Genomic DNA, 25663 nt, shown 5'->3' on the forward strand with positions numbered 1-25663 from the left:
GTGAAATCATCGACTGACATAGGGGAACGACATGAGCGAGACGACGATCGCGGCCAACGTGCGCGACAACAAGGCGCTTAACCGCTTCGAGCTCGATGCCTATGGTGAGATCGCGTTTGCGAACTATCGGCGCGTCAACGGCCACGTCGTCATCACCCATACCGAGACGCCGCCACCGCTGCGCGGCCGCGGCATCGCCTCGCGGCTGGTTCGCGGCGCGTTGGATCTGGTGCGCGCCGAGGGGCTGAAGGTGACCGCGGGTTGTGGCTTCGTCGCCGATTATCTCGACGCACATCCGGAATATGCCGACCTGATCCGATAGCGCGGTCGCGGTCGGCTACCGCCGGCGCCCCGGATCGGCGCCATCCATCGCGCCGAAACAAACCTGCCCAAACGAGAGGCCCGCTCGCGGGCCCCTCGGCGTGGTGGGCGCGATCAATCCTTCAGATCGTCCGGCACCTTGCCGCCATTGGCGGCGAGCTTGGCCATCACCTGCTTGTGCAGCCAGATGTTCATGCTGGCGCTGTCGCCGGTGTCGCCGGTGTAGCCGAGCTCCTTGGCGAGCTCCTTGCGCGCCGACAGGCTGGAATCGATATCCAGCGCCTTCATCAGGTCGACGATCGAGGTGCGCCACTCCAGCTTCTCGCCCTTGGCCTTCACGGCCTGGTCGAGGATCGGGGCGACATCGACGGTTGCACCCGAACTCCCCGGCGCCGGCGCGGTTCCCGGAGCGGCCGTGCTCGTACCTGCGCTGCCGCCCGGCGCGGCGTCCGCGCTGCTGCCGAAAATCGCGCCCATGATCTTGCCGAAAATGCTCATTCGTCTCTCCAGGGTAAGGGACTCTTGGCCTGGCCACGACGATTTGCGCCGCGCCCGGCAGGCGAAGCTACCGCGTCGCGGCGAGCTTGCCAAATATGTCAACGCCGTGAAGCCGGGGATGGTGCAGCGCGAATGAACTAATTATTTGTTCGCATCTGCACGCAAACAGCCCGACCCTGGTGGAACTAATCGGCGCCGCAACTAACTGCGCCGCGCGGCGCCGCGACAAATCCGCTCTCACCGAAGCGTGAGCAACCAGCGGGTGCGATCGGCGTTAGGCTATCGTCACAGGTCGCGGCAAAGCCCAGGTCACAGGACCAGTTCGCTCGTTGCTCTCGCGTCTGATTGAAGTGCTCCTGCTCGTGTCCGCACCGAACCAAGCCCGGCCCGCCTCATCCGGCGAAGGATCCGGTCCACAGCACGTGCCGTCACATGTGCCCACACGGGAGAAACGAGCATGGCCACGATCTATCCTGCCGAAGCCAGTGACGCCCGCCCGATCGGCGCGGCGGCCGAGCCGTCGGTTCATCGTATCGCTCTTGCCGACCTGCACGACGCGCTGCGGCGCGGCTGGGACGACTTCAAGGCGGTGCCCAGCCACGCCGTGATGCTGTGCGTGATCTATCCGGTGCTCGGCCTGGTGCTGGCGCGGCTTGTGCTCGGCTATTCGGTGCTGCCGCTGCTGTTTCCGCTCGCCGCCGGCTTCGCGCTGATCGGGCCGTTCGCAGCCCTCGGGCTGTACGAACTGAGCCGCCGACGCAAGGCCGGCGAGGATGCCTCGGCGTGGCACGCCGTCGACGTGCTGCGTTCGCCGTCGATCGGGGCGATGCTAGGGCTCGGCGCGATCCTGTTCGCCGTGTTCGGGGTGTGGATCGCGACCGCGCAGGGCATCTATGTCGCCACCTTCGGCCATGCGCCGGCGGCGGCGATCCCGGATTTCGTCACCCGTGTGCTGACCACGCCGGAAGGCTGGAGCCTGATCGCGATCGGCTGCGGTGTCGGCTTCATGTTCGCGGTCGCGGCGCTGTGCGTCAGCGTGGTGGCGTTTCCGATGATGCTCGACCGTCAGGCCGGGGTCGGCGCAGCGGTGACGGCGTCGTTGCGCGTCGCCGCGCGCAATCCGCTGGAAATCGCCGCCTGGGGCCTGATCGTGGCCGCGCTGCTGGTGCTGGGCTCGCTGCCGGCCTTCCTCGGCCTCGCGGTGGTCATCCCGCTGCTCGGCCACGCCACCTGGCATCTCTACCGCAAGGTGATCGAGCCCAATCCGCATCCGCCGCAGATTCCCCCGCCGAACCCGATCAAGCGTTCCGCGGCCGACTTCCCCGCGACGCTGCTGCAGTGGAAGCGCAAGGCGGGCTAGAAGCCAGCGCCGGCAGGATGACGCCCACGCGAATCGTCATCCTGCGCGCCTGCTGTCGGTGCGGCCGGTGCCGATTTGATCACAACACAACCGGACGGCCGGATGGCTCGGACACCGGCTGCACCCCGACACCGCGGCAATTCGGTGTTGTGCATTGCGATAGATCAAACCATCATCGCCCTGAACACCCGTTCATCATGCGTTTAACGCATAGAATAAGTCGCAATTGCTGTGGCCGATTAACTCGTCGTCCGGAATTGGATTTCATCATCCCATTAAAAAATCAGGCGCGCGACGTGCCGTCAGCCCGCTGATATGCAGTATATTTCCTGGGATTAGACCTTAGTGCGCGGGTGAGCCGCTGACGATGGTGGGCGCGTCCCATGCGCGCTCCACGCAGCTCGGCGCGGAAGGGTTAATCATTCCTTCCCAAAGGTATGTCCATATCGCCTAGCTGCGGTGCAGCATTTACGCTGCTGGTTGCGCCGACTCTGCCCTATATTCCTTTCAACGGTTCGGCCGACGAAGAACTGAACCGTGAACTAAGGAGACTACCATGTTGCTTTCGCTCATCCGCGCCCTCCGGGCGTTCCGGGATTATCAGCGCAATCTCGCTGAACTCTCGCAGCTCAGTGATCGCGAACTGGCCGATATCGGACTCGACCGCTCGGACATCCCGCGCGTGGCGTCCGGTCACTTCAATGGCTGACCGTCCGACCCGACCTGTTCTCGGATAACGCCCGCATCGCTGCGGGCGTTGTCGTATCCGGGCCATGCTGATCGGCCGCCCTGACCTGGCCGCGACCGCCGAAACGGATTTGACCCGGGGCGGAAACGCGCTAGCTGTTGCGCATGATCATTGCCGCGCCCCCTCCCCAACCCGCGTCCAACCAGCCTGTTCACGTCATCGGCGGCGGCCTCGCCGGCTCCGAAGCCACCTGGCAATTGGCGCGCGCCGGCGTGCGCGTCGTGCTGCACGAGATGCGGCCGCATCGCTCGACAGAGGCGCACAAGACCGACGGCCTCGCCGAGCTGGTCTGCTCCAATTCCTTCCGCTCCGATGACGCCGCCAACAACGCGGTCGGGCTGCTGCACGCCGAGATGCGCCGGCTCGGCTCGCTGGTGATGCGCGCGGCCGACGCCAATCAGGTCCCGGCCGGCGGCGCGCTGGCGGTCGATCGCGACGGCTTCTCCGCCGCCGTCACGAAGGCGCTGGCCGAGCATCCGCTGATCGAGATCCGCCGCGAGGAAATCGCCGGCCTGCCGCCGGAGGACTGGGGCAACGTCATCGTCGCCACCGGCCCGCTGACCTCGGCGGCGCTGGCCGAGGCGGTCCGCGCGCTGACCGATGAATCCGCGCTGGCGTTCTTCGACGCCATCGCCCCGATCGTGCATCGCGACTCGATCGACATGTCGATCGCCTGGTTCCAGTCGCGCTACGACAAGGCCGGCCCCGGCGGCAGCGGCGCCGACTATCTCAACTGCCCGATGAATCGCGAGCAGTACGACGCTTTCGTCGACGCGCTGATCGCCGGCGACAAGGTCGATTTCAAGGACTGGGAGAAGGACACGCCGTATTTCGACGGCTGCCTGCCGATCGAGGTGATGGCCGAGCGCGGCCGCGAGACGCTGCGCCACGGGCCGATGAAGCCGGTCGGGCTCACCAATCCGCACAACCCGACGGTCAAGGCCTACGCCATCGTCCAGCTCCGCCAGGACAACAAGCTCGGCACGCTGTTCAACATGGTCGGCTTCCAGACCAAGCTGAACTACGCCGCGCAGCAACGCGTCTTCCGCACCATCCCGGGGCTGGAAAATGCTGAATTTGCAAGGCTCGGCGGGCTGCATCGCAACACGTTTCTGAACTCGCCGAAGCTGCTCGATGCCGGCCTGCGGCTGCGCGCCGCGCCGCGGCTGCGGTTCGCCGGCCAGATGACCGGCTGCGAAGGCTATGTCGAATCAGCCGGCATCGGTCTCGTCGCCGGGCTCAGCGCCGCCGCCGACGCGCTCGGCCGATCCATGACGACGCCGCCGCCGACCACCGCGCTCGGCGCCCTGCTCGGCCACATCACCGGCGGCCATATCGAGACCATCGACGCCGGCCCGCGCTCGTTTCAGCCGATGAACATCAATTTCGGCCTGTTCCCGCCGCTGGCGCAGGCGCCGACCCACGGCCCCGACGGCAAGAAGCTGCGCGGCCCGGAAAAGTCGGTCGCCAAGAAACAGGCGCTCAGCGCCCGCGCGCTGGCGGATCTGGATGCGTGGATCGCTGCAAGCCTGAAGCTACCGGCGGCGGCGTAGCGCCTCTGCCGATGCATCCGACATTTGTTGCGGCGTCAGCTGTTGTGCGCCCGCCACAACTACTCCGTCATCCTGAGGCGCCGCCGCGCAGCGGCCGCCTCGAAGGATGAGCCGCAGGTGCCTGTCGCCGCATCCTTCGAGGCTCGCCGAAGACGGCGAGCGCCTCAGGATGACGAGTCCGTGCGTGTCGTTATTGCCGAAACGCCCGCGTCCGCGACGCCTTCCACAGGGTCCACAGCGTCGCCAGACGGGAGCGCTCGTGCGGCGCGAACAGGTCGGTGCCGGGCTGCGCCAGCCGGTCGAGATCGCGCTGCGCCAGCGCCAGCGGCAGGAACGCGCGGCGCGCCGGTGGCGGCACTTCGGCGAGCAGCCGCAGCGCGGCGTCGCAATGGCGCTGCGCCTCGGCGATCAGCGCGTCGAGCGTCAGCCGTAGCGCCGGTGTGGCGCGGCCGGCATAGACCTCGGCCTCGCTGCTGCCGTGCGCCGCCAAAAGCTCGAGCGGGACGAAGCACTGCCGTCGCGCTGCATCGATCGGCAGCCGCGCGATCGCGCGCGCGAATCCCTGCGCCACCCCGGCATGGCGGGCGAGATGGTCGACCGCCTCCGAGCCCTGATCGAGGATCCGCGCCGCCAGCGCGAACAGCGCGCCGTCGGTATCGGCCGCATAGGCTTCCAGCACGGTCAGCGTCGGCATCGGGTCGTTGTAGAGGTCGAACAGATGCGTTTCGATCAGTTGCGCCAGAGCCGCGACCGGCAGCCCGTGCTGCCCGGTCGCGCGCAACAATTCGGCCGCGACCGGATTGCCTTCGATGCCGCCATGCGCGGTGCCGGCCAGCGTGTCGGTCCACCATTGCAGCCGGATTTCGCCCGGCAGCGGCTGGCTGACCTGGTCGCGGACGCGCACCACCTCGACGTTGAAGGCGTACAGCGCCAGCAGCGCGCGCCGGCGCGGCGGCTCGACGAACAGCGTCGCGGCGTAGCGGTCGAAATCGTGGCTGCGCACCAGTTCGGCGCAGAATGCCGCGGCGGCGTCGTCGCCGGCGTTGCCGCTCATGGCACCGCGATCAGCGCCGCGGCGACGCGGCGGCGCTCGCCGATCATGATGTTGTAGGTCCGCACCGCCGGCCCGGTCTGCATCGTATCCAGAACGATGCCCACGGCGCGCAGTTGCTCGCGGAGCGGACGCGGCGCGATCCAGACGTCGGTGCCGGTGCCGACGATCAGCGTCTCGATCGCGTTGGCGTTGTCGAACACCCGCTGCAGGCTATAGCGGTCGATCTGGGCCGGCTCGGTGACGTCCCAGCCCCACACCGCGTCGGGCAGGAACAGCAGCGAGCCGACATGCGACATGTCGCCGAAATAGAACCCGCCCTTGCCATAGGCCTCGACCGAGGCCGTGCGCGGAAAATGCGGGATCTCCGGGCGGTCCGCCAAAGCTCAGCGCTTCCCCGACTTCACAGGCTTCTTCGGCTTCTCGGCCGTCTGGGGAATCGCGGCCCCCTCGGGTGTCGCCAGCGCCGCGGCCTTTTCCGACCGTTCGGTTTTTTCCGACGGATCGTCGAGCCGATGCGTGCCGACGCCGAGATAGATCAGGATCGGCGCCGCGATGAAGATCGAGGTGTAGGTGCCGACCAGCACCACGCCGAACATCATCACCGCCGTGAAGGAGTGGATCGCGTTGCCGCCGAACAGCAGCAGCGCGAACAGCGCCAGCGTCACGGTGACGTGGGTGATGATCGAGCGCGACAGCGTCGAGTTGATCGACTCGTTCAGAAGCTGCGGCATCGGCATCTTCTTGTAGCGCCGCAGCATCTCGCGGATGCGGTCGTAGATCACCACGGTGTCGTTGAGCGAATAGCCGAGAATCGTCAGCAGCGCCGCGATGCTGGTGAGGTCGAAATCGACCTGGCTGATCGACATGAAGCCGATCGTCAGCACGATGTCGTGGACGTTGGCGATCATCGCGCCGAGCGCGAACTGCCATTCGAACCGGAACCAGAGATAGACCAGAATGCCCAGGATCGCGAGCATCAGGCCGAGCATGCCGTAGGCCAGGAGTTCGCTCGAGACGCGCGGGCCGACCACTTCGACGCGGCGATAGTCGACCGAATTGCCGAGCGCGCCGCGCACCTTCTGCACCGCCTCCTGCTGCGCGGCGTCGCCGCCGGGCTGTTCGGCAACGCGGATCAGCACCTCGGACGGACCGCCGAATTGCTGGAGCTGGACTTCACCGAGCCCGAGTTTGCTCAGCGTGTCGCGCATCCCGGGGATATCGGCCGCGCCGGAATGAGCCCTGACCTCGAGCAGCGTGCCGCCCTTGAAGTCGATGCCGAAGTTCAGCCCGTGGGTGAAGAACAGCGTGATCGCGGCGATCGACAGCAGCGCCGAGATCGGAAAACTGATCCGCCGGAATTGGGTGAAGTCGAAATGCGTGTCGTCGGGCACGATCCGCAGCGACGGCAGCCAGCCCATGATGCTGACGATCGTCAGCGCCACGACCAACGCGCCCAGCCCGATCAAAATCCACTGTGTCGATGTCACTTGCAGCTCTTTCGGATGATGGGCGTCAGATCGGCACGGTCTGCGGCCGCTTCCACCGCACCCAGGTGGCAACGATCAGCCGGGTCACGGTGAAGGCGGTGAACACGGTGGTGATAATGCCGATGCCGAGCGTCACCGCGAAGCCGCGCACCGGCCCGGTGCCGATGTAGAACAGCACCGCGGCGGCGATGAAGGTGGTGATGTTGGAATCGAGAATCGTCGACAGCGCCCGCTTGAAGCCGGCATCGATCGCCGAGATCGCATTGCGGCCGGCGCGCAGCTCCTCGCGGATGCGCTCGTAGATCAGCACGTTGGAGTCCACCGCGATGCCGACGGTGAGCACCACGCCGGCGATGCCGGGCAGCGTCAGCGTGGCGTTGAGCAGCGACAGCACGCCGAAGATCATCGCCACGTTGACGGCCACCGCGATGTTGGCGAACACGCCGAACAGCCGGTAGGTCAGCAGCATGAAGATGATGACGAGGATCGAGCCGACATAGGCCGCGAGTTCGCCCTTCTCGATCGAATCCTGGCCGAGGCCGGGGCCGACGGTGCGTTCCTCGATGATCGTCAGCGGCGCCGGCAGCGCGCCGGCGCGCAGCAGGATCGCGAGATCGTTGGCGCCCTGCACGGTGAAGCTGCCGGAAATCTGGCCGGAGCCGCCGGTGATCGGCTCACGGATCACGGGCGCGGAGATCACCTCGTTGTCGAGCACGATCGCGAACGGTTGGCCGACATTCTCGGTGGTGGCGCGGGCGAATTTGCGGGCGCCGTTGGTGTTGAAGCGGAAGCTGACGATCGGCTCGCTGGTGCGCTGGTCGAAGCCCGGCTGCGCGTCGGTGAGATCGGCGCCGGACACCAGCACCTGCTTCTTGATGACGTAAGGCTGCTTCGGCGACGACGAACTCATCAGCACATCGGAATCCGACGGCGCGCGGCCCGCTTGCGCCTGTTCGGGCGACACCGAGGAATCCACCATGCGGAAGTCGAGCTTGGCTGTCTTGCCGAGCAGTTCCTTCAATCGGGTCGGATCCTGCAGACCGGGCACCTGGACGAGAATCCGATCGGCGCCCTGACGCTGGATCAGCGGCTCGACGGTGCCGAGTTCGTTGACGCGGCGCTCGACGATCTGGATCGACTGGTCGACCGACTGGCGCACCCGTTCGGCGATCGCCGCCTGCGGCACGGTCAGCCGGATCAAGCCGCCACCGGCATCGGTGACGTCGAGGCTGCGCTGGCCGTTGCTGCCGAGCAAGCCACCGAGCGGCTGCGACAGCTCACGCAGCTTGGTGAGCGCGGTCGGGACCTCGTTCTCCTTGCTGATCCGAACCTCGACCTGGTCGCCCTTCGTCGCCAGACCCGTATAGGCGATCCGGGCTTCGCGCAGCACCCGGCGCGCATCGTCGCGCACCGAATCGAGCTTGTCCTTCCTCACCGAATTGGCGTCGACCTCGAGCAGGATGTGCGAGCCGCCCTGCAGGTCGAGGCCCAGCACCAGATGGCGCTGCGCCCATTTCGGCCAGGTCTTCACGGTGTGGTCGGGGAAGAAGTTGGGAACGGCGCAAAGGCACACCGCCAGCGCCGTCACAATGACCGCCAGCGCCTTCCACCGTGTGAAATACAGCATCGAGTTGTCCCGTCAGAAACCTGAGAAGGCGCCGCGACCGCGTCAGCTCGACGCGGTGTCGTCCTTGGTCGAGTCCTTGGCCGATTCGGCCTTGTCGTCGGCGTCCTTGTCCTTGGACTTGCCCTTGCCCTTCTCGGGAACGTCCTTGACCGGCTCGCCCTTGGTGCGGACGCCGGTGATCATCTGGCGCATCTGGCGCGCGCGGACACCGTCGGCGAGTTCGAACTCGATCTGGTCGTCGTCGACCACCTTGGTCACCTTGCCGACCAGGCCGCCCGAGGTGATGATGGTGTCGCCGCGGCGGATGTTCTTCACCAGTTCGGCGTGCTCCTTCACCTTGCGCTGCTGCGGCCGCAGGATCAGGAAATACATGATGACGAAGATCAGCGCGAACGGCAGCAGCGACATCAGCATGCTGTTGGCGTCGCCGCCGGCGGCCGCGGCCTGAGCAAATGCAGGAGTAACAAACATCCGGATTCCCCGTGAAAAGAAGCGAGCCGGCGCGGCGCGAGGGCGACGTCCGGGGGGCGCAAATTCGCGCGGACTATAGCGGCCGCGGTCCCAATTGCAACGCTGCCAACCCTCTCATTCGCCCTCCGTTTCCGCCGCTTGCCCGGCCTGCCACAGCCCGATATGGCTGCCGCAACAGGAAGTGCAAGCATGGCCAAGACAACCAAATCCAAGACAACCCAATCCAAGACGTCCCGCCCCAAATCCGCCCGCCCGTCCCGCCCCGCCGCCAAGAAGCCCGCCGCCAAGCGCCGCGGCACCGCGCCCAGGCCGGCCGCGGCAGCCGCGGATTCATCGACGCTGGAGCGCATCGCGCGCGCACTGGAGGGCATTTCGGCGCATTTGGCGGGGACTTCGGCGCAGCCGGCCGCCGCGACGCTGGCCTCCGCCGAGGCTTTCATCTGGCACCCCGAGGGGCGACTGGCGCCGGTTCCCAAGGTCAGCCGGGTCGAACTCGACCTGCTGCAGGGCATCGACCGGATGCGCGACACCCTGATCGACAATACCGAACGGTTCGCGACCGGCCTGCCCGCCAACAACGCCTTGTTGTGGGGCGCGCGCGGCATGGGCAAATCGTCGCTGGTCAAGGCCGCTCACGCTCATGTCAACGCGCGGCCCGACGTCGCCGGCACGCTGAAGCTGATCGAGATCCACCGCGAGGACATCGAAAGCCTGCCGGCGCTGATGACGCTGCTGCGGGAGTCGGATGATCGCTTCATCGTGTTCTGCGACGACCTGTCGTTCGACGGCAACGACGCTTCGTACAAATCGCTGAAGGCGGTGCTCGAGGGCGGCATCGAAGGCCGGCCGGACAATGTGATTCTCTACGCCACCTCCAACCGGCGGCATCTGCTGGCGCGCGAGATGGTCGAGAACGAGCGCTCGACCGCGATCAATCCCGGCGAAGCCGTCGAGGAGAAGGTATCTCTGTCGGATCGCTTCGGGCTGTGGCTCGGCTTCCATAAATGCAGCCAGGACGAATTCCTGACGATGGTGCGCGGCTATTGCGACCATTACGGCATTCGGGTCGATGACGAGCAGCTCGAGCGCGAGGCGCTGGAATGGTCGACGACGCGCGGCTCGCGCTCCGGCCGCGTCGCCTGGCAATTCGTGCAGGACCTCGCCGGTCGGATGAAGGTGCGGCTCGGCGGCAAGTAATCGCCGCAGCGAGTTTCCGCTTCGCAAGCGAAGCCGGCCGACCCTAAACTGCGACCTCGATTCGTCGAGGCGATCGTCGCTCGCGGCCGTCGTCTCGACCAGATGTCGATGGCGACTTTGGGGGCAAACGCCGTGCGCATATCCGTCTTCTATCTTTCAGCCGCGCTTCTCACGCCGTCCGGCACGTCACAGGCCGCGGATCTCGCGCGGCCTGCAGCTCCGCTCGCAGGCGCCGTCTGGACCTGGACAGGATTCTATGTCGGCGCGCATCTGGGCGCCGGATTTGGAACGGTGAAGGTCGACAACCCTTACGGACCGTCGATCTATGGCGATACCATCCGCGTGCCGAAGGCGCTCGCCGGCCTGCAGGCGGGCTACAATTGGCAAGTGCCGGGCTCGCCTTGGGTGCTCGGCATCGAACTGGACGCATCCGCTCTCGACGCCGACGGCACCGACACCTGCCTTGCTTACTCCGGCCAGTTCGTGTCGGCGAATTGCCGCGTCCGCGAGCACGCGCTCGGCACCGTCACCGGGCGGATCGGTCGCGTGTTCGGACCGCAGGGGCGCTCGCTGGCCTACCTCAAGGGCGGCGCCGCGGTTCTGGCGGGCGACCTGACCATGACCACCAATGCGGTCGACTATCTGAACCAGCCGGCGGCGAAGCTCGACGCGACGCGCTGGGGCTGGACCGTGGGGGCGGGCCTCGAATACGGGTTGTCGTCCGGCTGGACCGTCAAGGCCGAGTACGACTATGCGGCGTTCGGTCGTCGCGGGATCGACAGCCCCGATGGCGGATTTCTTCAGATCCCGAACGATCCCTCCAGCCTGATCAACACCGTCGGCGCAGCGACGCAGGCCCGGCAGGATATGCATCTGGTCAAGCTCGGACTGAACTATTACTTCGGACGCGGCGCCGGCATCGCCGAACAAACCCCGCTCCTGCCCGTGAAAGCGCCGGCCACGAGCCCATGGGCGGCTTGGCAGTTCGATGTCGGCGCCCGCTATTGGTACAGCCGCGGCCGCTATCAGAACGATCTCACGCTCAACACCGTCAACGCCCAGCAGGACCATCTGGTCTCGCGCCTGACCTATGAAAGCGAAGGTCATTCGGGCGAAGTGTTCTGGCGGATCGACAGCCCGCGGAAGCTGTTCCTGAAGGGCTTCGCCGGCGGCGGCGGGCTGGTCGCGGGCAAGATGAACGACGAGGACTGGTTTCCGACCGACCCGAACTTCGCTGCAGCCTATTCGAACACCTATCATGGCAAGGTGACCGGCACGATTGCTTACGCGACGCTGGACGCCGGCATCGATCTGCTCGGCGATGCCACCGGCAAGCTCGGCGTGTTCGCCGGCTACAATTTCTATCGTGATCGCAAGGATGCGTTCGGCTGCGCGCAGATCGCGCTGGTCGGCCTGCCCTCGCCGTGCAGCGTCCCCGATCCGACCAGCCAGATCGCGATCACCCAGCATGAGGATTGGCACTCGCTGCGGCTCGGAGCCAATGGCAGCCTGACCATTGCGCCCGGCGCCAAGCTCACGGTCGACGCGGCCTATCTGCCCTACGCGCACATCTCCGCGCTCGACGTCCACCACAATCGGACCGACGTCCCGGACAAGAATTCCCCGGCCTGGGGAACGGGACGCGGCGTTCAGCTCGAAGCGATCCTCAGCTACGACGTGACTCCGACGTTCAACGTCGGTGTCGGCGGCCGCTATTGGGCGATGTGGGCGACCGACGTGGAGACCGCCGGGTTCGGCAGTCCCGTCGCGACGCAATTGCTGCCGATCCGCGTCGAGCGCTACGGCACCTTCGTGCAGGCGTCCTACAAGTTCGACGTCCGCTAGGCGCGGCGCCGCACTTCGCCAAAAAAATGCCCGACCTTTGGTCGGGCATTTCGCTTGTCAGGCACGCTTCCCTCGACGGCGCTGCTCAGGCGCCGTTGAGGAACTTGAGCGGATCGACCGGGGACGATCCCTTGCGGATCTCGAAGTGCAGCTGCGGTGAGCCGACTTCACCCGACTGTCCGGATTTCGCGATGGTCTGGCCGCGCTTGATGGTCTCGCCGCGCTTGACCATCAGTTCGCTGGCATGGGCGTAGGCGGTGACGTAGCCGTTGGAATGGCGCACCAGCACGAGGTTGCCGTAGCCCTTCAGCTCGTTGCCGGAATACGCCACGACGCCGTCCTCGGCCGCCTTGATCGGGGTGCCTTCCGGCACCGCGAGGTTGATGCCGTCGTTCGACTTGCCGTTGGTCTTGGCGCCATAGGCGGTGATGACCCGGCCGCGCACCGGCCAGCGGAAGCTCGGCAGCGCGCCGGTAGCCTCGGCCGCCTTGACCGGCGCGGCTTCGGCGGGCGCGGCTGCGGCCGGTGTTTCGGTCGGCGAAACCAGACGCGCCTTCTGCACCGGATCGGCCGGCACCGCGGCCGCCATCCGCACCGGCGGTGCGGCGACCGGCGCCGCAGCCGGCGCGGCGGCGACCTGGGCCGGCGCGGCGGCTTGCGTCGCCGCTGCGGTGGCGCGGCTGCCCGGCACGTTGATCTTCATGCCGGGCTTCAGCCGGGTAGTGGTGTCGAGGCGATTGTAGCGCGCCAGCTCGCTCAGCGAGATGTTGTTGCGGCGCGCGATGTTCATCAGCGTGTCGCCGTTGTTGACATAGTGCACCCGCGGCGGCGCGGCGGCGGCCACCGGCGCAGCAGCCGCGACCGGACGGGTCGCCGGCGGCGCGGCGGCAGGCGCCTGCAGCGTGGCGACGCGGCTCGGGATCACCAGCGACTGGCCGGGCTGCAGGCGGCGGGGCCCCTTGTAGCCATTGGCGTGCAGAATATCGGCGGTCGAGACGTTGTAGCGACGCGCCAGGCCTTCCAGCGTATCGCTGGTGCCGACGATGATGGTGGTGCCGCTGGCCGGAACAGGCGCCGGGCCCGGCGCGGGAGCCGGCCGCGCCGCAGCGACCGAACGCGGCGCCACGGTGCCGGTGGTTTCCATCGGGGCGCGCGCCGGCGGCTCGTAGGAGCCGACGCCACGTCCGCCGCCCGACACGCCACTGCCGCCACCCGCGACCGGATAGGACGGTGGCGCCGAGATCGGCGGCAAGGCCTGCGACTGGTATTGCGGCTGGGCGGGCTGATATTGCGGCCGCGCATATTGCGGCAGCTCACGCGGCTCGGCATAGCGCTGCTGCGGCGGCGCCTGCCGCTGCACCGACCCGGTGGTTTCGACCGGCCCGAACGGGGCCTGCTGAAAACGGGTCTGCATGTCCGCGCTGCACGCGCTGAATCCGACCGAAACGAACGCCAGCACCGCCATTTGCGGGGCCCGGCGCGAGTAAAGCAACTCGACTACGCGGGACATGGTTACTCACTCATACGCAACTCAAGGTAAATTGAGTAAACACGTCGGCAGTAAACAAGCGTTTAACCCTGCGCCGCGACGGGCCTTGACGGACGACGCTCAGAGCTCGCGGGCGATGCCCGGCAGCGCCGGCACGAAGCGCACGTCGACCAGCGGCTTGCGCAGGAAGCCGTCGTCCTTGCGCTGCACCCGGATCAGCGTCTGCCGCCCGTTTCCCGGCCCGATCGGTGCGATCAGGATGCCGTCGGGGTCGAGCAGATCGAGCAACGGCTGCGGCAGTTCGGCCATCGCCGCGGTCACCAGGATGCGGTCGAAGGTACCCTGCCCCTCCGGCAGCGCGAAGCCGTCGCCGAGCACCACCTCGACATTGGCGTAGTTCAATTCCTTCAGCCGGGCGCGGGCGCGGTCGGCGAGCGTCTTGAAGCGCTCGACGCTGACGACGTCGCGCACCAGCCGCGACAGCACCGCGGCGTGGTAACCGGAGCCGGTGCCGATCTCGAGCACGCGGTGGCCGGGCTGGAGATGAAGCTGTTCGGTCATATAGGCGACGACGAAGGGCTGGCTGATGGTCTGGCCGCAGGCGATCGGCAGCGCGGTGTCGCGCCAGGCACTGTCACGATGCACCGCGTCGACGAAACGGTCGCGCGGCACCGATTCCATCGCCTGCAGCACGCCGCGATCGCTAATCCCGCGGCGGCGCAGGCTCAATTGAAACAGCATCTTTTCCGGCGGCGGCGCCACGGAACTGATCATTGCCCCTCGCTCGGGCCGGCACGGGAGCGCAGCGGCCCGGGTTCCATCGCCGAATTCCCCGATTCGATCAAATTGTTGGATGGCCGAGCGATTTCTGGCAAGCCTGTGCTTGATCGCGATGTCGCAGCGGCAGGTTGCGATTGCTTTGCCCTGTGGTTTTTGCGAGTTTACAATCGCGACGCCAGCCCAGATTGCGGGCGGCTCCAAGGGGATACCCAATGACGATCGACAAGCCGGCCCGCACCGTCTTCCTGGTTGAAGACGAGGCGATGATCAGGATGATGGTCGTCGACATGCTGGAGGAGCTCGGCTTCAGCGTCGCCGCCGAAACCGGCGAGATCAACGAAGCCGTCAAGCTCGCCGGCACGACCGATTTCGACGTCGCGATTCTCGACGTCAACGTCAACGGCAAGGTGATCTCGCCGGTTGCCGACGTGCTGAAGGCGCGCAACCGCCCCTTCATCTTCGCCACCGGCTACGGCACCCAGGGCGTGCCGGAAGACTATCGCGACCGCCCGGCGCTGCAGAAGCCGTTCCAGATCGAATCGCTCAAGCAGGCCCTCGACACCACCCTGCGCGGCACGGCGTAGTTCTCGCGCATCAGCGCATTCGTCGTCATCCTGAGGTGCTCGCCGCATCGCGGCGAGCCTCGAAGGATGGGCCGCAGACACCGTCCGCGTCGCTGTCATCCTTCGAGGCTCGCTACGCTCGCGCCTCAGGATGACGGCAGACATCCGATGACGTCCAGATCACCCCAGCGTCTTCGCCAGCGTGGCGGAGAACGCCTCGTCGGTGCGGTCGAGCCGCAGCGGCGTGACCGAGATGTACTTCGCCGCCAGCGCGGCGAGATCGGTGCCTTCGGCCGGCATGTCGACCACGGCGACGCGCTCGAAGCCGATCCAGAAATACGGATTGCCGCGGCCGTCGTGGCGCTCGTCGACGCGCAGGAAGCCCTGGTTGCGCTTGCCCTGCCGCGTCACCTGCACGCCCGCGACCTCGTCCGGCGCGCAGGCCGGGAAGTTGATGTTGATCACGGTGTTCTTCGGCACGCCGGCCTTGATCGCCTTGCGCAGGATCTCCGGACCATGCGCCTTGGCGGTGTCCCACAGCGGCGCGTTGCGGGTCTCGAGCGTGAATTCCTGCGACAGCGCGAACGACGGCAGGCCCAGAATGGTGCCCTCCAGCGCGCCGGCGATGGTGCCGGAATAGACCACGTCCTCGGCGACGTTGCGGCCGCGGTTGACGCCGGACAGCACCAGATCAGGCGCCTTGTCGGCGAGAATGTGCCGCGCGCCCATGATCACGCAATCGGTCGGCGTGCCGCGCACCGCGAAATGCCGCGGGCCGACTTCGCGCAGCCGCAGCGGATCATTCAGCGACAGCGAATGCGACACGCCCGACTGGTCGAGTTCCGGCGCCACCACCCAGACGTCGTCGGACAGCGCGCGGGCGATGTCCTCGACGATTTTGAGCCCGGGCGCATGGATGCCATCGTCATTGGTGCACAGAATCCGCATATCGCTCGGGCGCCTTTCATCAGGTCGTTGATCCAGGCGCCGTCTTATCCGCCCCCGGTGGCAGAGGCAAATACCGACCGCCGAGTCGCCGACGCCGGACACCCGCCCTCCAAAATGCGCCGTCCACCAGTCGGTGTGACGACCATCACAGTCGCCGAATACCGCTCGTGAGAAGCTCTGCCATCAACAGCCGCACAGGGCGGCCGAGCAGAGGGACAGCGATCATGACCACCACCCGCATTAGCCTGATCCGCCGCATCGCGTTGTCGCTGATCGTCGCCGCGTCGCTGCCGGCAGCCTCGACCGCGAGCTTCGCCTACAGCGCCGAGGCCGCGCAGATGTGCACCGACGACGCCTTCAAGCTGTGCGCGTCGGAAATCCCGAGCATCCCGAAGATCACCGCCTGCATGCGCAGCAACCGCACCAAGCTCTCGACCGGCTGCCGCGCCGTGATGGACCGCGACCTCGCCGCCGCGAAGTCGCACAAGGTCGCGGCGGAGTGATCCCGCGTCCCGGGCGCGGCGCGCAGCGTTTTGGCCGTTGCCTATCAGCATGTCGTCCCCGCGCAGGCGGGGACCCATACGCCGCAGCCTCTCGATTGAACCGGTGCGGCAGAGGCCCTTCTTCAACTTGAAAAGCCAGGGGATATGGGTCCCCGCCTGCGCGGGGACGACTCGTTGCGGGTGCCGCAGCGCGTCCGGGGAACGTGGAGATCAGATGCACAGCCCCAGCAGCTTGATGGTGCAGTCGCGCGCGGCGGGCTTCGGCGGTTTGGACTTGGCCGGGGCATCCTTGGTCGTCTTGCCCTTGGCGGCTTCGGCGGTGCTCTTCGCCGGCTTGTCCTTGCCGGCCTTGTCCTTGGCAGATTTGGCCTTCGGCACCTGCGCGGGCTTAGGCTTCGGCTTCTCGTAATCGCCGCCGATCACCATCGCCCAATAGGTCCGGCCGCTGGCGCTCTTGGCGTTGGCGATGCCGACTTTCGACGCGCCCTTCAGCAGCAGGTTGCGGCGGTGGCCCGACGAATTGATCCACTGCCCCAGCGTGCGCGGAAAATCGGCGTAGCCATAGGCGATGTTCTCGGCGGCGCTGCCGGCCTTCGACCGCGCCACCCGCGCGGTGAAATTGCCTGCGACGTCGTGATCGAGCACGTCTTTCGCCGCCATCGCGGTGGCTTGCTCCTGCGCGACGGCATTCAGCGTCGCGTCCAGCGTCACCGCGCCCTCGCCGTTCTTGGCGCGGAACTGCGAGATCAGTTCGGCCGGCGATTGGGCGAAAGCGGGAGTCGAAGAGCTGATAACGAACAACACCGCCGCAAGTAGCAGCGTCATTGCGAGCGCAGCGAAGCAATCCAGGGCGCCGAGTACGGAGCCCCTGGATTGCTTCGTCGCGGAGCCTGTGCTCGGACGGCGCGGAGCGCCGATCCGGGTGCTCCTCGCAATGACGGGGAGATTCATCAGCTTACTTCGCGATCACTTTCAGCCCGCCCATATAGGGCTGCAGCGCGTCGGGCACGGCGATCGAGCCGTCCTCCTGCTGATAGTTCTCGATCACCGCGATCAACGCGCGGCCGACCGCGGTGCCGGAGCCGTTCAGCGTGTGGACGAAGCGCGGCTTGCCATCCGGGCCGCGCGAGCGCGCATCCATCCGGCGGGCCTGGAAGTCGCCGCACACCGAGCACGACGAGATTTCGCGGTAAGCCCCGCCCTCGCCCTGCCCCGGCATCCAGACTTCGATGTCGTAGGTCTTCTGCGACGCAAACCCCATGTCGCCGGTGCACAGCGTCATGACGCGGTAGTGCAGCCCGAGCCGGCGCAGCACTTCCTCGGCGCAGCTCAACATCCGCTCGTGCTCGTCCTTGGACTGCTCCGGCGTGGTGATCGACACCAGCTCCACCTTGGTGAACTGATGCTGCCGGATCATCCCGCGCGTATCCCGCCCCGCAGCCCCCGCCTCCGCGCGGAAACACGGCGTCAGCGCCGTCAGCCGCATCGGCAGCTCTTTCTCGTCGAGAATGGATTCGCGGACGAGATTGGTGAGCGAGACTTCGGCGGTGGGGATGAGCCAAAAACGCTCGGGCATCTTGGCATAACTGAAATCCACAAGCTCTTCGTTAGCAAGCTGACGAGCAAACTCAGAACCGCCAGCATCAGTAGCCGATGCTCCGAGCTTCATTGCCGACGAAACAAACTCGACTATCGTTCTTCGGCGAACCTCTTCTGTAACAGTCTGGAACTGGTCTTCCCTGAATTTCGGCAACTGCGCCGTCCCGAACATTGCATCATCGCGCACTAACAGGGGAGGATTTACTTCCGTGTACCCATGCTCGCCAGTATGCACGTCGAGGAAGAACTGCCCGATCGCGCGTTCGAGCCGGGCGAGGCCCTTCTTCAGCACGACAAAGCGCGCGCCGCTGATCTTCGCGGCGGCTTCGAAGTCCATCATCCCGAGCGCCTCGCCGAGATCGTAGTGAGCCTTGGGCGTGAACGCGTAGTCGCGCTTGGCGCCGAAGCGATGATGGTCGACATTGCCGTGCTCGTCGGCGCCTTCCGGCACCTCGTCGAGCGGCAGATTCGGGATTTCCGACAGCGCCTTTTTCAGCGCCTCGTCGGCCTCCTTCACCGCGGCCTCGAGCGCCGGCATGGTGGTCTTGAGCTCGGCGACCTCGGCCATCAGCGCGTCGGCCCGCGCATTGTCCTTGGCCTTCTTGGCGTCGCCGATCTCCTTCGACGCCGCATTGCGCCGCGCCTGCGCCTTCTCGGACTCCAGGATCGCCGCGCGCCGGGTCTCGTCGAGCTTGATCAGGCTGTCGGCGATCGGCGCCAGCCCCCGCCGCGTGAACGCCGCGTCGAACGCCTGCGGATTGTCGCGGATCGCTTTGATGTCGTGCATGAGTCTCGTCCTGGAAACCGGCGCAAAGAAGGGCTCTGCAGTAGCGCGATTGGGCCGGGTTTGGAAGCTGATGCGCGTCCGCATCCGCCGAGTCGTCATCCTGAGGTGCGCGCCCTTGCGCGCCTCGAAGGATGCGGCGGCGGGCGCCATGCAGGCGCCCATCCTTCGAGACGGCCAGCCTCGCCCCTCGGGCGATGCCGGCCTCCTCAGGATGACGGCAAAATGCGTCGAGAGTCCTACCCCGCAGCCGGTGGCGGAGCCTCGGTCGAATCGGCCGCCGCTGCCGCCGCCGCTTTGGCCTTCAGATCCCTCTCGACGAACGCCACGGCGAAGATCGAGCCCTCGTAGAGAATCATCAGCGGGATCGCGAGCGAGGCCTGGCTGATGACGTCGGGCGGGGTCAGCACCGCGGCGATGACGAAGGCGCCGACGATGAAATAGCGGCGCTTCTCGCGCAGCTGCTTCGAGGTCAGCACGCCGATGCGGCCGAGCAGCGTCAGGATCACCGGGAGTTGGAACGCCAGGCCGAAGGCGAAGATCAGCGACATCATCAGCGACAGATATTCGCCGACCTTGGGCAGCAGCTGGATCTGCGCAGTCTCGTCGCCGCCGATCTGCTGCATGCCGAGCGAGAACCGCACCAGCATCGGCAGCACGATGAAATACACCAAGAGCGAGCCGAGCGCGAAGAACACCGGCGTCGCCACCAGATACGGCAGGAAGGCGTTCTTCTCGTGCTTGTAGAGGCCGGGCGCGACGAATTTGTAGATCTGCGTCGCGATGATCGGGAACGAGATGAAGCCGGCGCCGAACATCGCCAGCTTGAGCTGGGTGAGGAAGTATTCCAGCAGCGCGGTGTAGATGAATTTCGAATTCTCCGCGCCCGCGACCCAGACGAACGGCCACACCAGCACGTTGTAGATCTGCTTGGCGAAGAAGAAGCAGAAGATGAAGGCGATGCCGAACGCCAGCAGCGCCTTGATCAGCCGCGCGCGCAGCTCGACCAGATGATCCATCAGCGGCGCCTTGGAGGCTTCGATGTCCTCGGCGCTCATGAGGCTTTGGCGTCCTTGGCGGGTTCGGAGTTGGTGGGTTCGGGGTGAGCGGGCGCGGGATGCGCCAGGTCCGGCGGCGCCAGATCGGTGGTGGCGAGGGCGTGGGTTTCGGCCGGCACCGGCAGCGTCGTATGCGCGCCGGCCGCCTGCGCTTCACTGACGATCGCCAGCGGCTCGCCGGTGACGGCCTGATGCGTGGTGGCTTCGATGAAGGTTTCGGGCGTCGGCGGCGCCGGCGTGGTCGGCTCGACCGGCGGCGAGTCGAGCGCGCTCTTGTCGATCGCCGCGGCTTCGGAGAGTTCGCTGCCGAGCTTGGTCAGCATGTTGTTGGTCGACAGGCCGGCGGTCGCTTCCTTGACCTCGTCGAACGACTTCTTGAGGTCGGCCATCTCGGCCTCACGCATCGCTTCCTGAAACTGACCCTGGAATTCCGAGGCGAGCTTGCGCGCCTTGCCCATCCATTGCCCGACCATGCGCAGCACGCCGGGGAGTTCCTTCGGACCGATCGCGACCAGCGCGACGACTCCGATCACGACCAGTTCACTCCACCCGATGTCGAACATGAGACTTGCCGAAGATGCCAAACTTGCGCTTGCGGGCCGACATCGGCATCCGCCTCAGCGATCACTCTTGCCCGATGCGGTGTTGTGCCCGAGGCGACGTTAGACGACAAGAGCCGTTTCGACGACAAGAGCCGTGTTCACACGCGCCGCCTTCGACACGCGACGTGCCTCGGGTTTGCCACCAGTTTGCCGCAAGCGATTCCGCCGGTCGGCAACGTCCGGTCCACGCCCGCGTCAGACCGCCTTGCTGCCGACGTCGGTTCGATTGGGCGGGGTGCCCGTCGTCGCATTGTGATCGAGCGACTTCACGGCGTCCGGCTTTTCGGCAGTCTTTTCATCGTCCTGCAAGCCTTTCTTGAAGGACTTGATACCCTGCGCGACGTCGCCCATCAGGTCGGAGATCTTGCCCCGCCCGAACAGCAGCAGGACGACCGCGATAACGACGATCCAGTGCCAGATACTGAGTGAACCCATCCTGCAATCTCCCGAAACTCGACCGGCGCGCCAGCCCTTGCCCTGTCTCAGAAACTAGGGGCAAAGGTCGCCAAAAACAAGGATTTAAGCCGCCACAACGGCGTCGTGATCGTCGCGGCTGGAGGTTCCTGTCGTCGCGCTTAACGCGAGTCAGTTCGGCTCGTGACCGCCTTTGCCGTCGCCGTTGTCGTCGTGCGCCTCGGCTTCGTCGGCCTCGGCGGTATCAAGCTCCGCGGTTTCGGTCTCCGCCGCGTCCGACGCGCCCGTTTCGTCGTCGAACTCATCGTGTTCGAGCGTTTCCAGCGTCGCCTCGTCCGTGGCGCCGGTATCCGTGGCGTCCGATCCGTCCTCATAGGCTTCGGCGAAGCCGACCTCGGCCTCGGCAGGCTGATCCTCGGGCGTCTCGGCAAGGCCGGTCGCGGATTCGCCGACTTCGGCCTCGACAGTCGCGGTCCAAGCGGTCTCCGCCTCGGCCGCCTGAGCCGCAGCACCGACTTCGTCGGTCTCCGGATCGGCGACCGGCGCCAGCGCCAGTTCGAGATCGCCGGACTCCAGCGGGTCCTCGTCCTCGCGCAGCGTCGGATCGTCCGACGGCGTCGGCACGTTGAAGCCGGTCGGCAGCCGAGTATCGAGCAGGCCGGAGCCCTTCAGCTCTTCGAGGCCGGGCAGATCGCTCAGCGCTTCGAGGCTGAACTGCGACAGGAAGCTCTCCGTGGTGCCGAAGGTGAGCGGCCGGCCCGGCGTCTTGCGACGGCCGCGCGGGCGGATCCAGCCGGTCTCCAGCAGCACGTCGAGCGTGCCCTTCGAGGTCACCACGCCGCGGATGTCTTCGATCTCGGCGCGGGTGATCGGCTGGTGATAGGCGATGATCGCCAGCATCTCGATCGCGGCGCGCGACAGCTTGCGCGTCTCGGTGGTCTCGCGCGTCATCAGCCAGGCGAGATCGCCGGCGGTGCGGAAGGTCCATTTGCTGGCGATGCGCACGAGGTTGACGCCGCGATGCGCGTAGTCGGCCTGGAGTTGCGCCAGCGCCGCCTTGACGTCGACGCCGTCCGGCATTCGCTTGGCCAGCGCCGACTGTTCGAGCGGTTCGGTCGAGGCGAACAGCAGGGCTTCGAGAAGGCGCAGTTCCTCGGGCCGGGTTTGCGGCTGCTGTTCGGCGCTGACCTCGGCGTGTTCGACTTTGGGTTCGAACTCCACGATGCGCTTCTCCGCCAGACTTGCCATGGCTCGCTCTCCTTCTTCCACTACCCTGCCGGAACGTCCGGCACGGCCGCCGCTTCCATCGCTGGAGACGGCGGACGCTTACGAAAATACAAAGGCGCGAGAGGCCCCGACTGATGCAGTTCGACTTCGCCCTCGCGCACCAACTCCAGCGCTGCGGCGAAACTCGACGCCAGCACCGTTGCCTTCTGCGAAGGATCGGCCAGATATCGGAGCAGATACTCGTCGAGCCGGCTCCAATCCTCGGCGAGGCCGACCAGCCGCTCCAGCGACGCGCGCGCCTCGCTCAGCGACCACACCGTGCGCCGCGCCAGATGCACGCTCGCGAGCACGCGCGACTGCCGCTGCGTCGCGTAGGCGCTGAGCAGGTCGTACAGGGTCGCGGTGAATTTCGGATGCTTGATCTCGTCGATCGCCTCCGCCATGCCGCGCGGAAAGATCTCGCGCTGCAATTGCGGCCGCGTCATCAACCGGTTGGCGGCTTCGCGGATCGCCTCGAGGCGGCGCAGCCGGTTGGCGAGCGCGGTCGCCATGTCCTCGGCGCTCGGGCCTTCGGCCGCCGGCGGCTCCGGCAGCAGCAGCCGCGACTTCAGAAACGCCAGCCATGCCGCCATCACCAGATAGTCGGCGGCCAGTTCGAGGCGGATCTTTCGGGCTTCCTCGATGAAGAGCAAATACTGGTCGGCCAGCGCCAGGATCGAGATCTTGTGCAGATCGACCTTCTGCTGCCGCGCCAGCGTCAGCAACAGATCGAGCGGGCCTTCATAGCCCTCGACGTCGATGACGAGCGCCTCGTCCTGGTCGACCTGCTCAGCGGGCCGCCCAGTGTCGAACTGCAGAATTTCAGCGGTCATGCGCTCGTTCCTGCGCGGAGAATCAAGGTTTCGAGTTCGGCGCGCGCAGCGCGGCGATCGAGCGGTTGCGGCGGCTTGCGCGACGCCAGCGCCGCCGTAGCGCGTTGCAGCGCCAGCCCGGTCAATTCCGGGGCCTCGGAGGCCACCTGCCGCATTTCGTCGAGCTTACCGTTACAATGCAGGACGATGTCGCAGCCCGCCGCGATGCTCGCGCGCGCGCGCTCCGCAATCGTGCCCTCCAGCGCATTCATCGAGACGTCGTCGCTCATCAGCAGTCCCTGGAACCCGATTCGTCCGCGAATCACCTGATCGATGATTGTCGCAGAAGTGGTCGCGGGTTGGGCGGGATCGAGGGCGCTAAACACAACATGTGCGGTCATCGCCATCGGCAGATCGGCGAGCGGCTGGAACGCGGAGAAATCGGTGCGTTCGAGCTCGTCTCGCGACGTATCGACCGTCGGCAGGCGGAAATGGCTGTCTGCAGTGGCACGTCCGTGGCCGGGGATATGTTTGAGAACCGGCAGCACGGAGCCCTGCTCCAGGCCCTCGGTGACCGCACGGGCGATCGCCGCCACCTTGGCGGCCGCGAAGCCATAGGCGCGATCGCCGATCACGGCATCGGCGCCCGAAACCGGCACGTCGGCCAGCGGCAAGCAGTCGACGGTGATGCCGAGATCGAACAGGTCGGACGCGATCAGCCGGGCGCTGAGACGCGCCGCTGCGAGGCCGAGCTGCGAATCAATATCGTAAAGTGCCGAGAACAGCGCGCCGCGCGGATATACCGGCCAATGCGGCGGGCCGAGCCGCTGCACCCGCCCGCCCTCTTGATCGATCAGGACCGGGGCGTCCGGCTGGCCCACCTCGGTGCGCAATTGCTGAACCAATCCGGAAACTTGCGCCGGATTGTCGACGTTGCGCTTGAACAGGATGAAACCCCACGGACGCGATTCACGGATAAATCCGCGCTCGTCGTCTGTGAGGCCAAGGCCGGATATCCCGGTGATGAAGGCGCGCGAACTCATACAAGGCCGCTTAGCCCGCGCGCGCCTCCAGGGTCAAGGAAACGGGCGTTAATTCCTCTGGACGACGCACTGTCCGCCGGCACTTTTCAGGTTGCCGCAGAGTCTCGACGCCTCTTCGGAACTGCCGAATGGGCCGACCATGGCGCGATAATACACGCCCTTGCTGCCGAGATCGGCGCGCTTGATCAACGGCGCGCGCTGGCCGAGCACGGACGGGAACTTACCCTGCAGCGTCCGATACGACGATTTCGCGTCGGCCTCGCTGCGCTGCGACGACACCTGCACCACATAGCCTCCCGCGCCGGCCGATTCCGTGGGCGGCAGCGCTGCGACGCGCTGGTTGGCAGCTGGCGACCCGCCTGAATTCGGCGCCAGCGACAGCGGCGTATTGCCCGCGGAAGCATTGGCATCTTCAAGCTGGCGCGCTGCCGGGCGCTGCGCAGGCGCCGTCGGAGCCGGCGCGCGGGACGCCTGCCGGGTCGCAGGAGCAGCCACATTGACCGGCGCCGCGCCCGGATCGCCCTGGTCGGGACGGATGCTGAAGGTCTTGATCCGCCGAGGCTCCTCGCCGGCAATCGTGCCGTTGTTGGGCGGCGGAAGGTTGGGCTTCGGCCCGGGCGCAACGGCGGACACCGCGGGCGGATTCGGATTCTGGTTGAGTTGCGGCAGCACCACGCGCGTACCCTGCCCAGCACGCGACGGGTCGGCGGGCTGCTCTTCGCGGGACACCAGTGCTTCGATGTTGTTGCCGGCGGCGAGCCGGTCCTGAATCGGTTTGCCTGCAGCATCTGCGGAGGCCGACGGCGCAGCCATCACCTTGGTCGGGCTGGCGTCGGCCTTGATCACCGGCGGTTCGCCGGTGCGGGGGCCGCTGGTGAAGCTGCGATAGGCGAACGCGCCGCCGGTGCCGACAACGGCGAGTGCCAACACAGCGGCCACAGTCATCATGTTGTTGCGACGGGGCTTGTACGCCCGACTGTCCGGCTCGTCGGCATATCCGTCATCGTAGCCATAAGGCGCCTCGGGATAGTTCGGATCCGGACGAACGTCGGCGGGATCGAGCTGGCCATACAGCGCATCGTCGTAGCGGCCGGGTACGAATTGCGGCGGCTCCAACGGCAACGGCTGCTGCACAGCATAGTGAGGGTCGTAATTATTCGGCTCTTCGGCGACCTGATCGAACGATTGCCGATCGAACGGCGCTGGATCATAGACGGGGTCGGCCAGCCGGGGCGATGCGGCTGTGACGAAGGACGGCGGCCTGCTGAAGTCAGGCTCGGGTTCGGGCGGCGACAACGGTGCTGGATCGGCAGCACGACGATGCTGCAACCATGAGGGGGTCGGCGGCGGCACCTCGTCTTCGATCGGCGGCGGGCTGCTCAGACGAAAGTCGGTCGAACGCGACGACGGCCGGCCCGATGGCGGTGCTTCCTGCCCGAACGGATCGGTCTGACCGATCAATCGTGCGAGTTCAGCGAGCGGGTCATTCTCGGGATTGCGCTTGGCGTAAGCTGCGTGGGCCTCGCCTTCCGCCAGGTAGGGTCGGTCCTGATATCGATCGGTCATGTGATGTCGCGTCCCATTCGGGAAAGCCGCCAAACCCGCTCACGCAGAAGATCAACTGCTCTCAAAAGCCGCCAC

The 25663-nt window shown here is 66.6% G+C and carries 26 protein-coding genes; 8 read left to right on the forward strand and 18 right to left on the reverse strand.

The annotated features are described in order from the left end of the window. Nucleotides 1–31: 31 nt before the first annotated feature. Nucleotides 32–322 (forward strand): GNAT family N-acetyltransferase, encoded by a 291-nt coding sequence (locus tag RPB_RS13725; protein WP_011441611.1) that lies wholly within the window; start codon nt 32–34, stop codon nt 320–322. Between the two features lie 113 nt (nt 323–435). On the opposite strand, the gene RPB_RS13730 is transcribed toward RPB_RS13725, so the two are convergent. Next, complete coding sequence (locus RPB_RS13730) at nt 436–819, reverse strand: DUF3597 domain-containing protein (RefSeq protein WP_011441612.1); 384 nt, start codon at nt 817–819, stop codon at nt 436–438. 457 nt (nt 820–1276) lie between these two features. Here RPB_RS13730 and RPB_RS13735 point away from each other — a divergent pair, with 457 nt between their 5' ends. The 3 genes from RPB_RS13735 to trmFO all read left to right on the forward strand — a co-directional run bounded on the left by RPB_RS13735 (nt 1277) and on the right by trmFO (nt 4480). Further along, nucleotides 1277–2179, forward strand: coding sequence for a DUF2189 domain-containing protein (locus RPB_RS13735; protein ID WP_011441613.1), 903 nt, complete (start codon nt 1277–1279; stop codon nt 2177–2179). Between the two features lie 556 nt (nt 2180–2735). Continuing rightward, nucleotides 2736–2888 (forward strand): DUF1127 domain-containing protein, encoded by a 153-nt coding sequence (locus RPB_RS24175; protein WP_011441614.1) that lies wholly within the window; start codon nt 2736–2738, stop codon nt 2886–2888. A 143-nt stretch (nt 2889–3031) separates the two neighbouring features. Continuing rightward, nucleotides 3032–4480, forward strand: a complete 1449-nt coding sequence (gene trmFO / locus RPB_RS13740) for a methylenetetrahydrofolate--tRNA-(uracil(54)-C(5))-methyltransferase (FADH(2)-oxidizing) TrmFO (RefSeq protein WP_011441615.1) — start codon at nt 3032–3034, stop codon at nt 4478–4480. A gap of 190 nt (nt 4481–4670) precedes the next feature. Here trmFO and RPB_RS13745 read toward each other — a convergent pair whose 3' ends face one another. From RPB_RS13745 to yajC, 5 genes are read right to left on the reverse strand one after another with little or no spacing between them, the layout of a single operon-like run. Further along, nucleotides 4671–5534 (reverse strand): phytoene/squalene synthase family protein, encoded by an 864-nt coding sequence (locus RPB_RS13745; protein ID WP_011441616.1) that lies wholly within the window; start codon nt 5532–5534, stop codon nt 4671–4673. Further along, nucleotides 5531–5914 (reverse strand): Mth938-like domain-containing protein, encoded by a 384-nt coding sequence (locus tag RPB_RS13750; RefSeq protein ID WP_011441617.1) that lies wholly within the window; start codon nt 5912–5914, stop codon nt 5531–5533. The genes RPB_RS13745 and RPB_RS13750 overlap by 4 nt, the downstream gene beginning before the upstream one ends. Before the next feature lie 3 nt (nt 5915–5917). Continuing rightward, entirely contained in the window at nt 5918–7021 is a 1104-nt protein-coding gene (secF, locus tag RPB_RS13755) for a protein translocase subunit SecF (protein WP_011441618.1), read from the reverse strand. Nucleotides 7022–7046: 25 nt separating this feature from the next. Continuing rightward, nucleotides 7047–8648 carry a protein translocase subunit SecD gene (secD, locus tag RPB_RS13760; protein ID WP_011441619.1) on the reverse strand — a complete coding sequence of 534 codons (1602 nt, stop codon included), beginning with the start codon at nt 8646–8648 and terminating at the stop codon, nt 7047–7049. 42 nt (nt 8649–8690) lie between these two features. Beyond that, nucleotides 8691–9119: a preprotein translocase subunit YajC gene (gene yajC / locus RPB_RS13765; protein ID WP_011441620.1), complete on the reverse strand. Its 429-nt coding sequence runs from the start codon at nt 9117–9119 to the stop codon at nt 8691–8693. Nucleotides 9120–9308: 189 nt separating this feature from the next. On the opposite strand from yajC, the gene RPB_RS13770 reads away from it, so the two are divergent. Continuing rightward, nucleotides 9309–10316 (forward strand): ATP-binding protein, encoded by a 1008-nt coding sequence (locus RPB_RS13770; RefSeq protein WP_011441621.1) that lies wholly within the window; start codon nt 9309–9311, stop codon nt 10314–10316. A gap of 108 nt (nt 10317–10424) precedes the next feature. Further along, nucleotides 10425–12161, forward strand: a complete 1737-nt coding sequence (locus tag RPB_RS13775) for a porin family protein (RefSeq protein WP_198135109.1) — start codon at nt 10425–10427, stop codon at nt 12159–12161. A gap of 85 nt (nt 12162–12246) precedes the next feature. On the opposite strand, the gene RPB_RS13780 is transcribed toward RPB_RS13775, so the two are convergent. Together RPB_RS13780 and RPB_RS13785 are read right to left on the reverse strand one after the other, a co-directional pair. After that, nucleotides 12247–13671 carry a M23 family metallopeptidase gene (locus RPB_RS13780; RefSeq protein WP_011441623.1) on the reverse strand — a complete coding sequence of 475 codons (1425 nt, stop codon included), beginning with the start codon at nt 13669–13671 and terminating at the stop codon, nt 12247–12249. 99 nt (nt 13672–13770) lie between these two features. After that, nucleotides 13771–14424, reverse strand: a complete 654-nt coding sequence (locus tag RPB_RS13785) for a protein-L-isoaspartate(D-aspartate) O-methyltransferase (protein ID WP_011441624.1) — start codon at nt 14422–14424, stop codon at nt 13771–13773. Between the two features lie 218 nt (nt 14425–14642). Here RPB_RS13785 and RPB_RS13790 point away from each other — a divergent pair, with 218 nt between their 5' ends. Next, the gene (locus RPB_RS13790) at nt 14643–15014 is read left to right on the forward strand and encodes a response regulator (RefSeq protein WP_011441625.1); all 372 of its coding nucleotides are present in this window, start codon (nt 14643–14645) and stop codon (nt 15012–15014) included. A gap of 159 nt (nt 15015–15173) precedes the next feature. Here RPB_RS13790 and surE read toward each other — a convergent pair whose 3' ends face one another. Then, on the reverse strand, nt 15174–15941 hold the full coding sequence (surE, locus tag RPB_RS13795) for a 5'/3'-nucleotidase SurE (protein WP_011441626.1): 768 nt from the start codon (nt 15939–15941) through the stop codon (nt 15174–15176). A gap of 224 nt (nt 15942–16165) precedes the next feature. Here surE and RPB_RS13800 point away from each other — a divergent pair, with 224 nt between their 5' ends. After that, entirely contained in the window at nt 16166–16444 is a 279-nt protein-coding gene (locus tag RPB_RS13800; protein ID WP_011441627.1) for a hypothetical protein, read from the forward strand. 210 nt (nt 16445–16654) lie between these two features. Here RPB_RS13800 and RPB_RS13805 read toward each other — a convergent pair whose 3' ends face one another. The 9 genes from RPB_RS13805 to RPB_RS13845 all read right to left on the reverse strand — a co-directional run bounded on the left by RPB_RS13805 (nt 16655) and on the right by RPB_RS13845 (nt 25588). Further along, the gene (locus tag RPB_RS13805; RefSeq protein ID WP_041798249.1) at nt 16655–17269 is read right to left on the reverse strand and encodes a CAP domain-containing protein; all 615 of its coding nucleotides are present in this window, start codon (nt 17267–17269) and stop codon (nt 16655–16657) included. Nucleotides 17270–17399: 130 nt separating this feature from the next. Next, nucleotides 17400–18830: a serine--tRNA ligase gene (gene serS, locus RPB_RS13810; RefSeq protein WP_011441629.1), complete on the reverse strand. Its 1431-nt coding sequence runs from the start codon at nt 18828–18830 to the stop codon at nt 17400–17402. A gap of 236 nt (nt 18831–19066) precedes the next feature. Continuing rightward, nucleotides 19067–19885, reverse strand: a complete 819-nt coding sequence (gene tatC / locus RPB_RS13815) for a twin-arginine translocase subunit TatC (RefSeq protein WP_011441630.1) — start codon at nt 19883–19885, stop codon at nt 19067–19069. After that, nucleotides 19882–20448, reverse strand: coding sequence for a Sec-independent protein translocase protein TatB (tatB, locus tag RPB_RS13820; protein ID WP_011441631.1), 567 nt, complete (start codon nt 20446–20448; stop codon nt 19882–19884). Before tatB ends, tatC begins: the two co-directional genes overlap by 4 nt. A 234-nt stretch (nt 20449–20682) precedes the next feature. Continuing rightward, nucleotides 20683–20922, reverse strand: coding sequence for a twin-arginine translocase TatA/TatE family subunit (locus RPB_RS13825; protein ID WP_011441632.1), 240 nt, complete (start codon nt 20920–20922; stop codon nt 20683–20685). A gap of 150 nt (nt 20923–21072) precedes the next feature. After that, nucleotides 21073–22149: an SMC-Scp complex subunit ScpB gene (gene scpB / locus RPB_RS13830; protein WP_011441633.1), complete on the reverse strand. Its 1077-nt coding sequence runs from the start codon at nt 22147–22149 to the stop codon at nt 21073–21075. Between the two features lie 20 nt (nt 22150–22169). Continuing rightward, entirely contained in the window at nt 22170–23000 is an 831-nt protein-coding gene (locus RPB_RS13835; protein ID WP_011441634.1) for a segregation and condensation protein A, read from the reverse strand. Continuing rightward, entirely contained in the window at nt 22997–24022 is a 1026-nt protein-coding gene (gene nagZ / locus RPB_RS13840; protein WP_011441635.1) for a beta-N-acetylhexosaminidase, read from the reverse strand. The genes RPB_RS13835 and nagZ overlap by 4 nt, the downstream gene beginning before the upstream one ends. A gap of 48 nt (nt 24023–24070) precedes the next feature. Continuing rightward, nucleotides 24071–25588, reverse strand: coding sequence for an SPOR domain-containing protein (locus RPB_RS13845; RefSeq protein WP_011441636.1), 1518 nt, complete (start codon nt 25586–25588; stop codon nt 24071–24073). Between the last annotated feature and the right edge of the window lie 75 nt (nt 25589–25663).

Source organism: Rhodopseudomonas palustris HaA2 (assembly GCF_000013365.1).
GTDB lineage: Bacteria > Pseudomonadota > Alphaproteobacteria > Rhizobiales > Xanthobacteraceae > Rhodopseudomonas > Rhodopseudomonas palustris_J.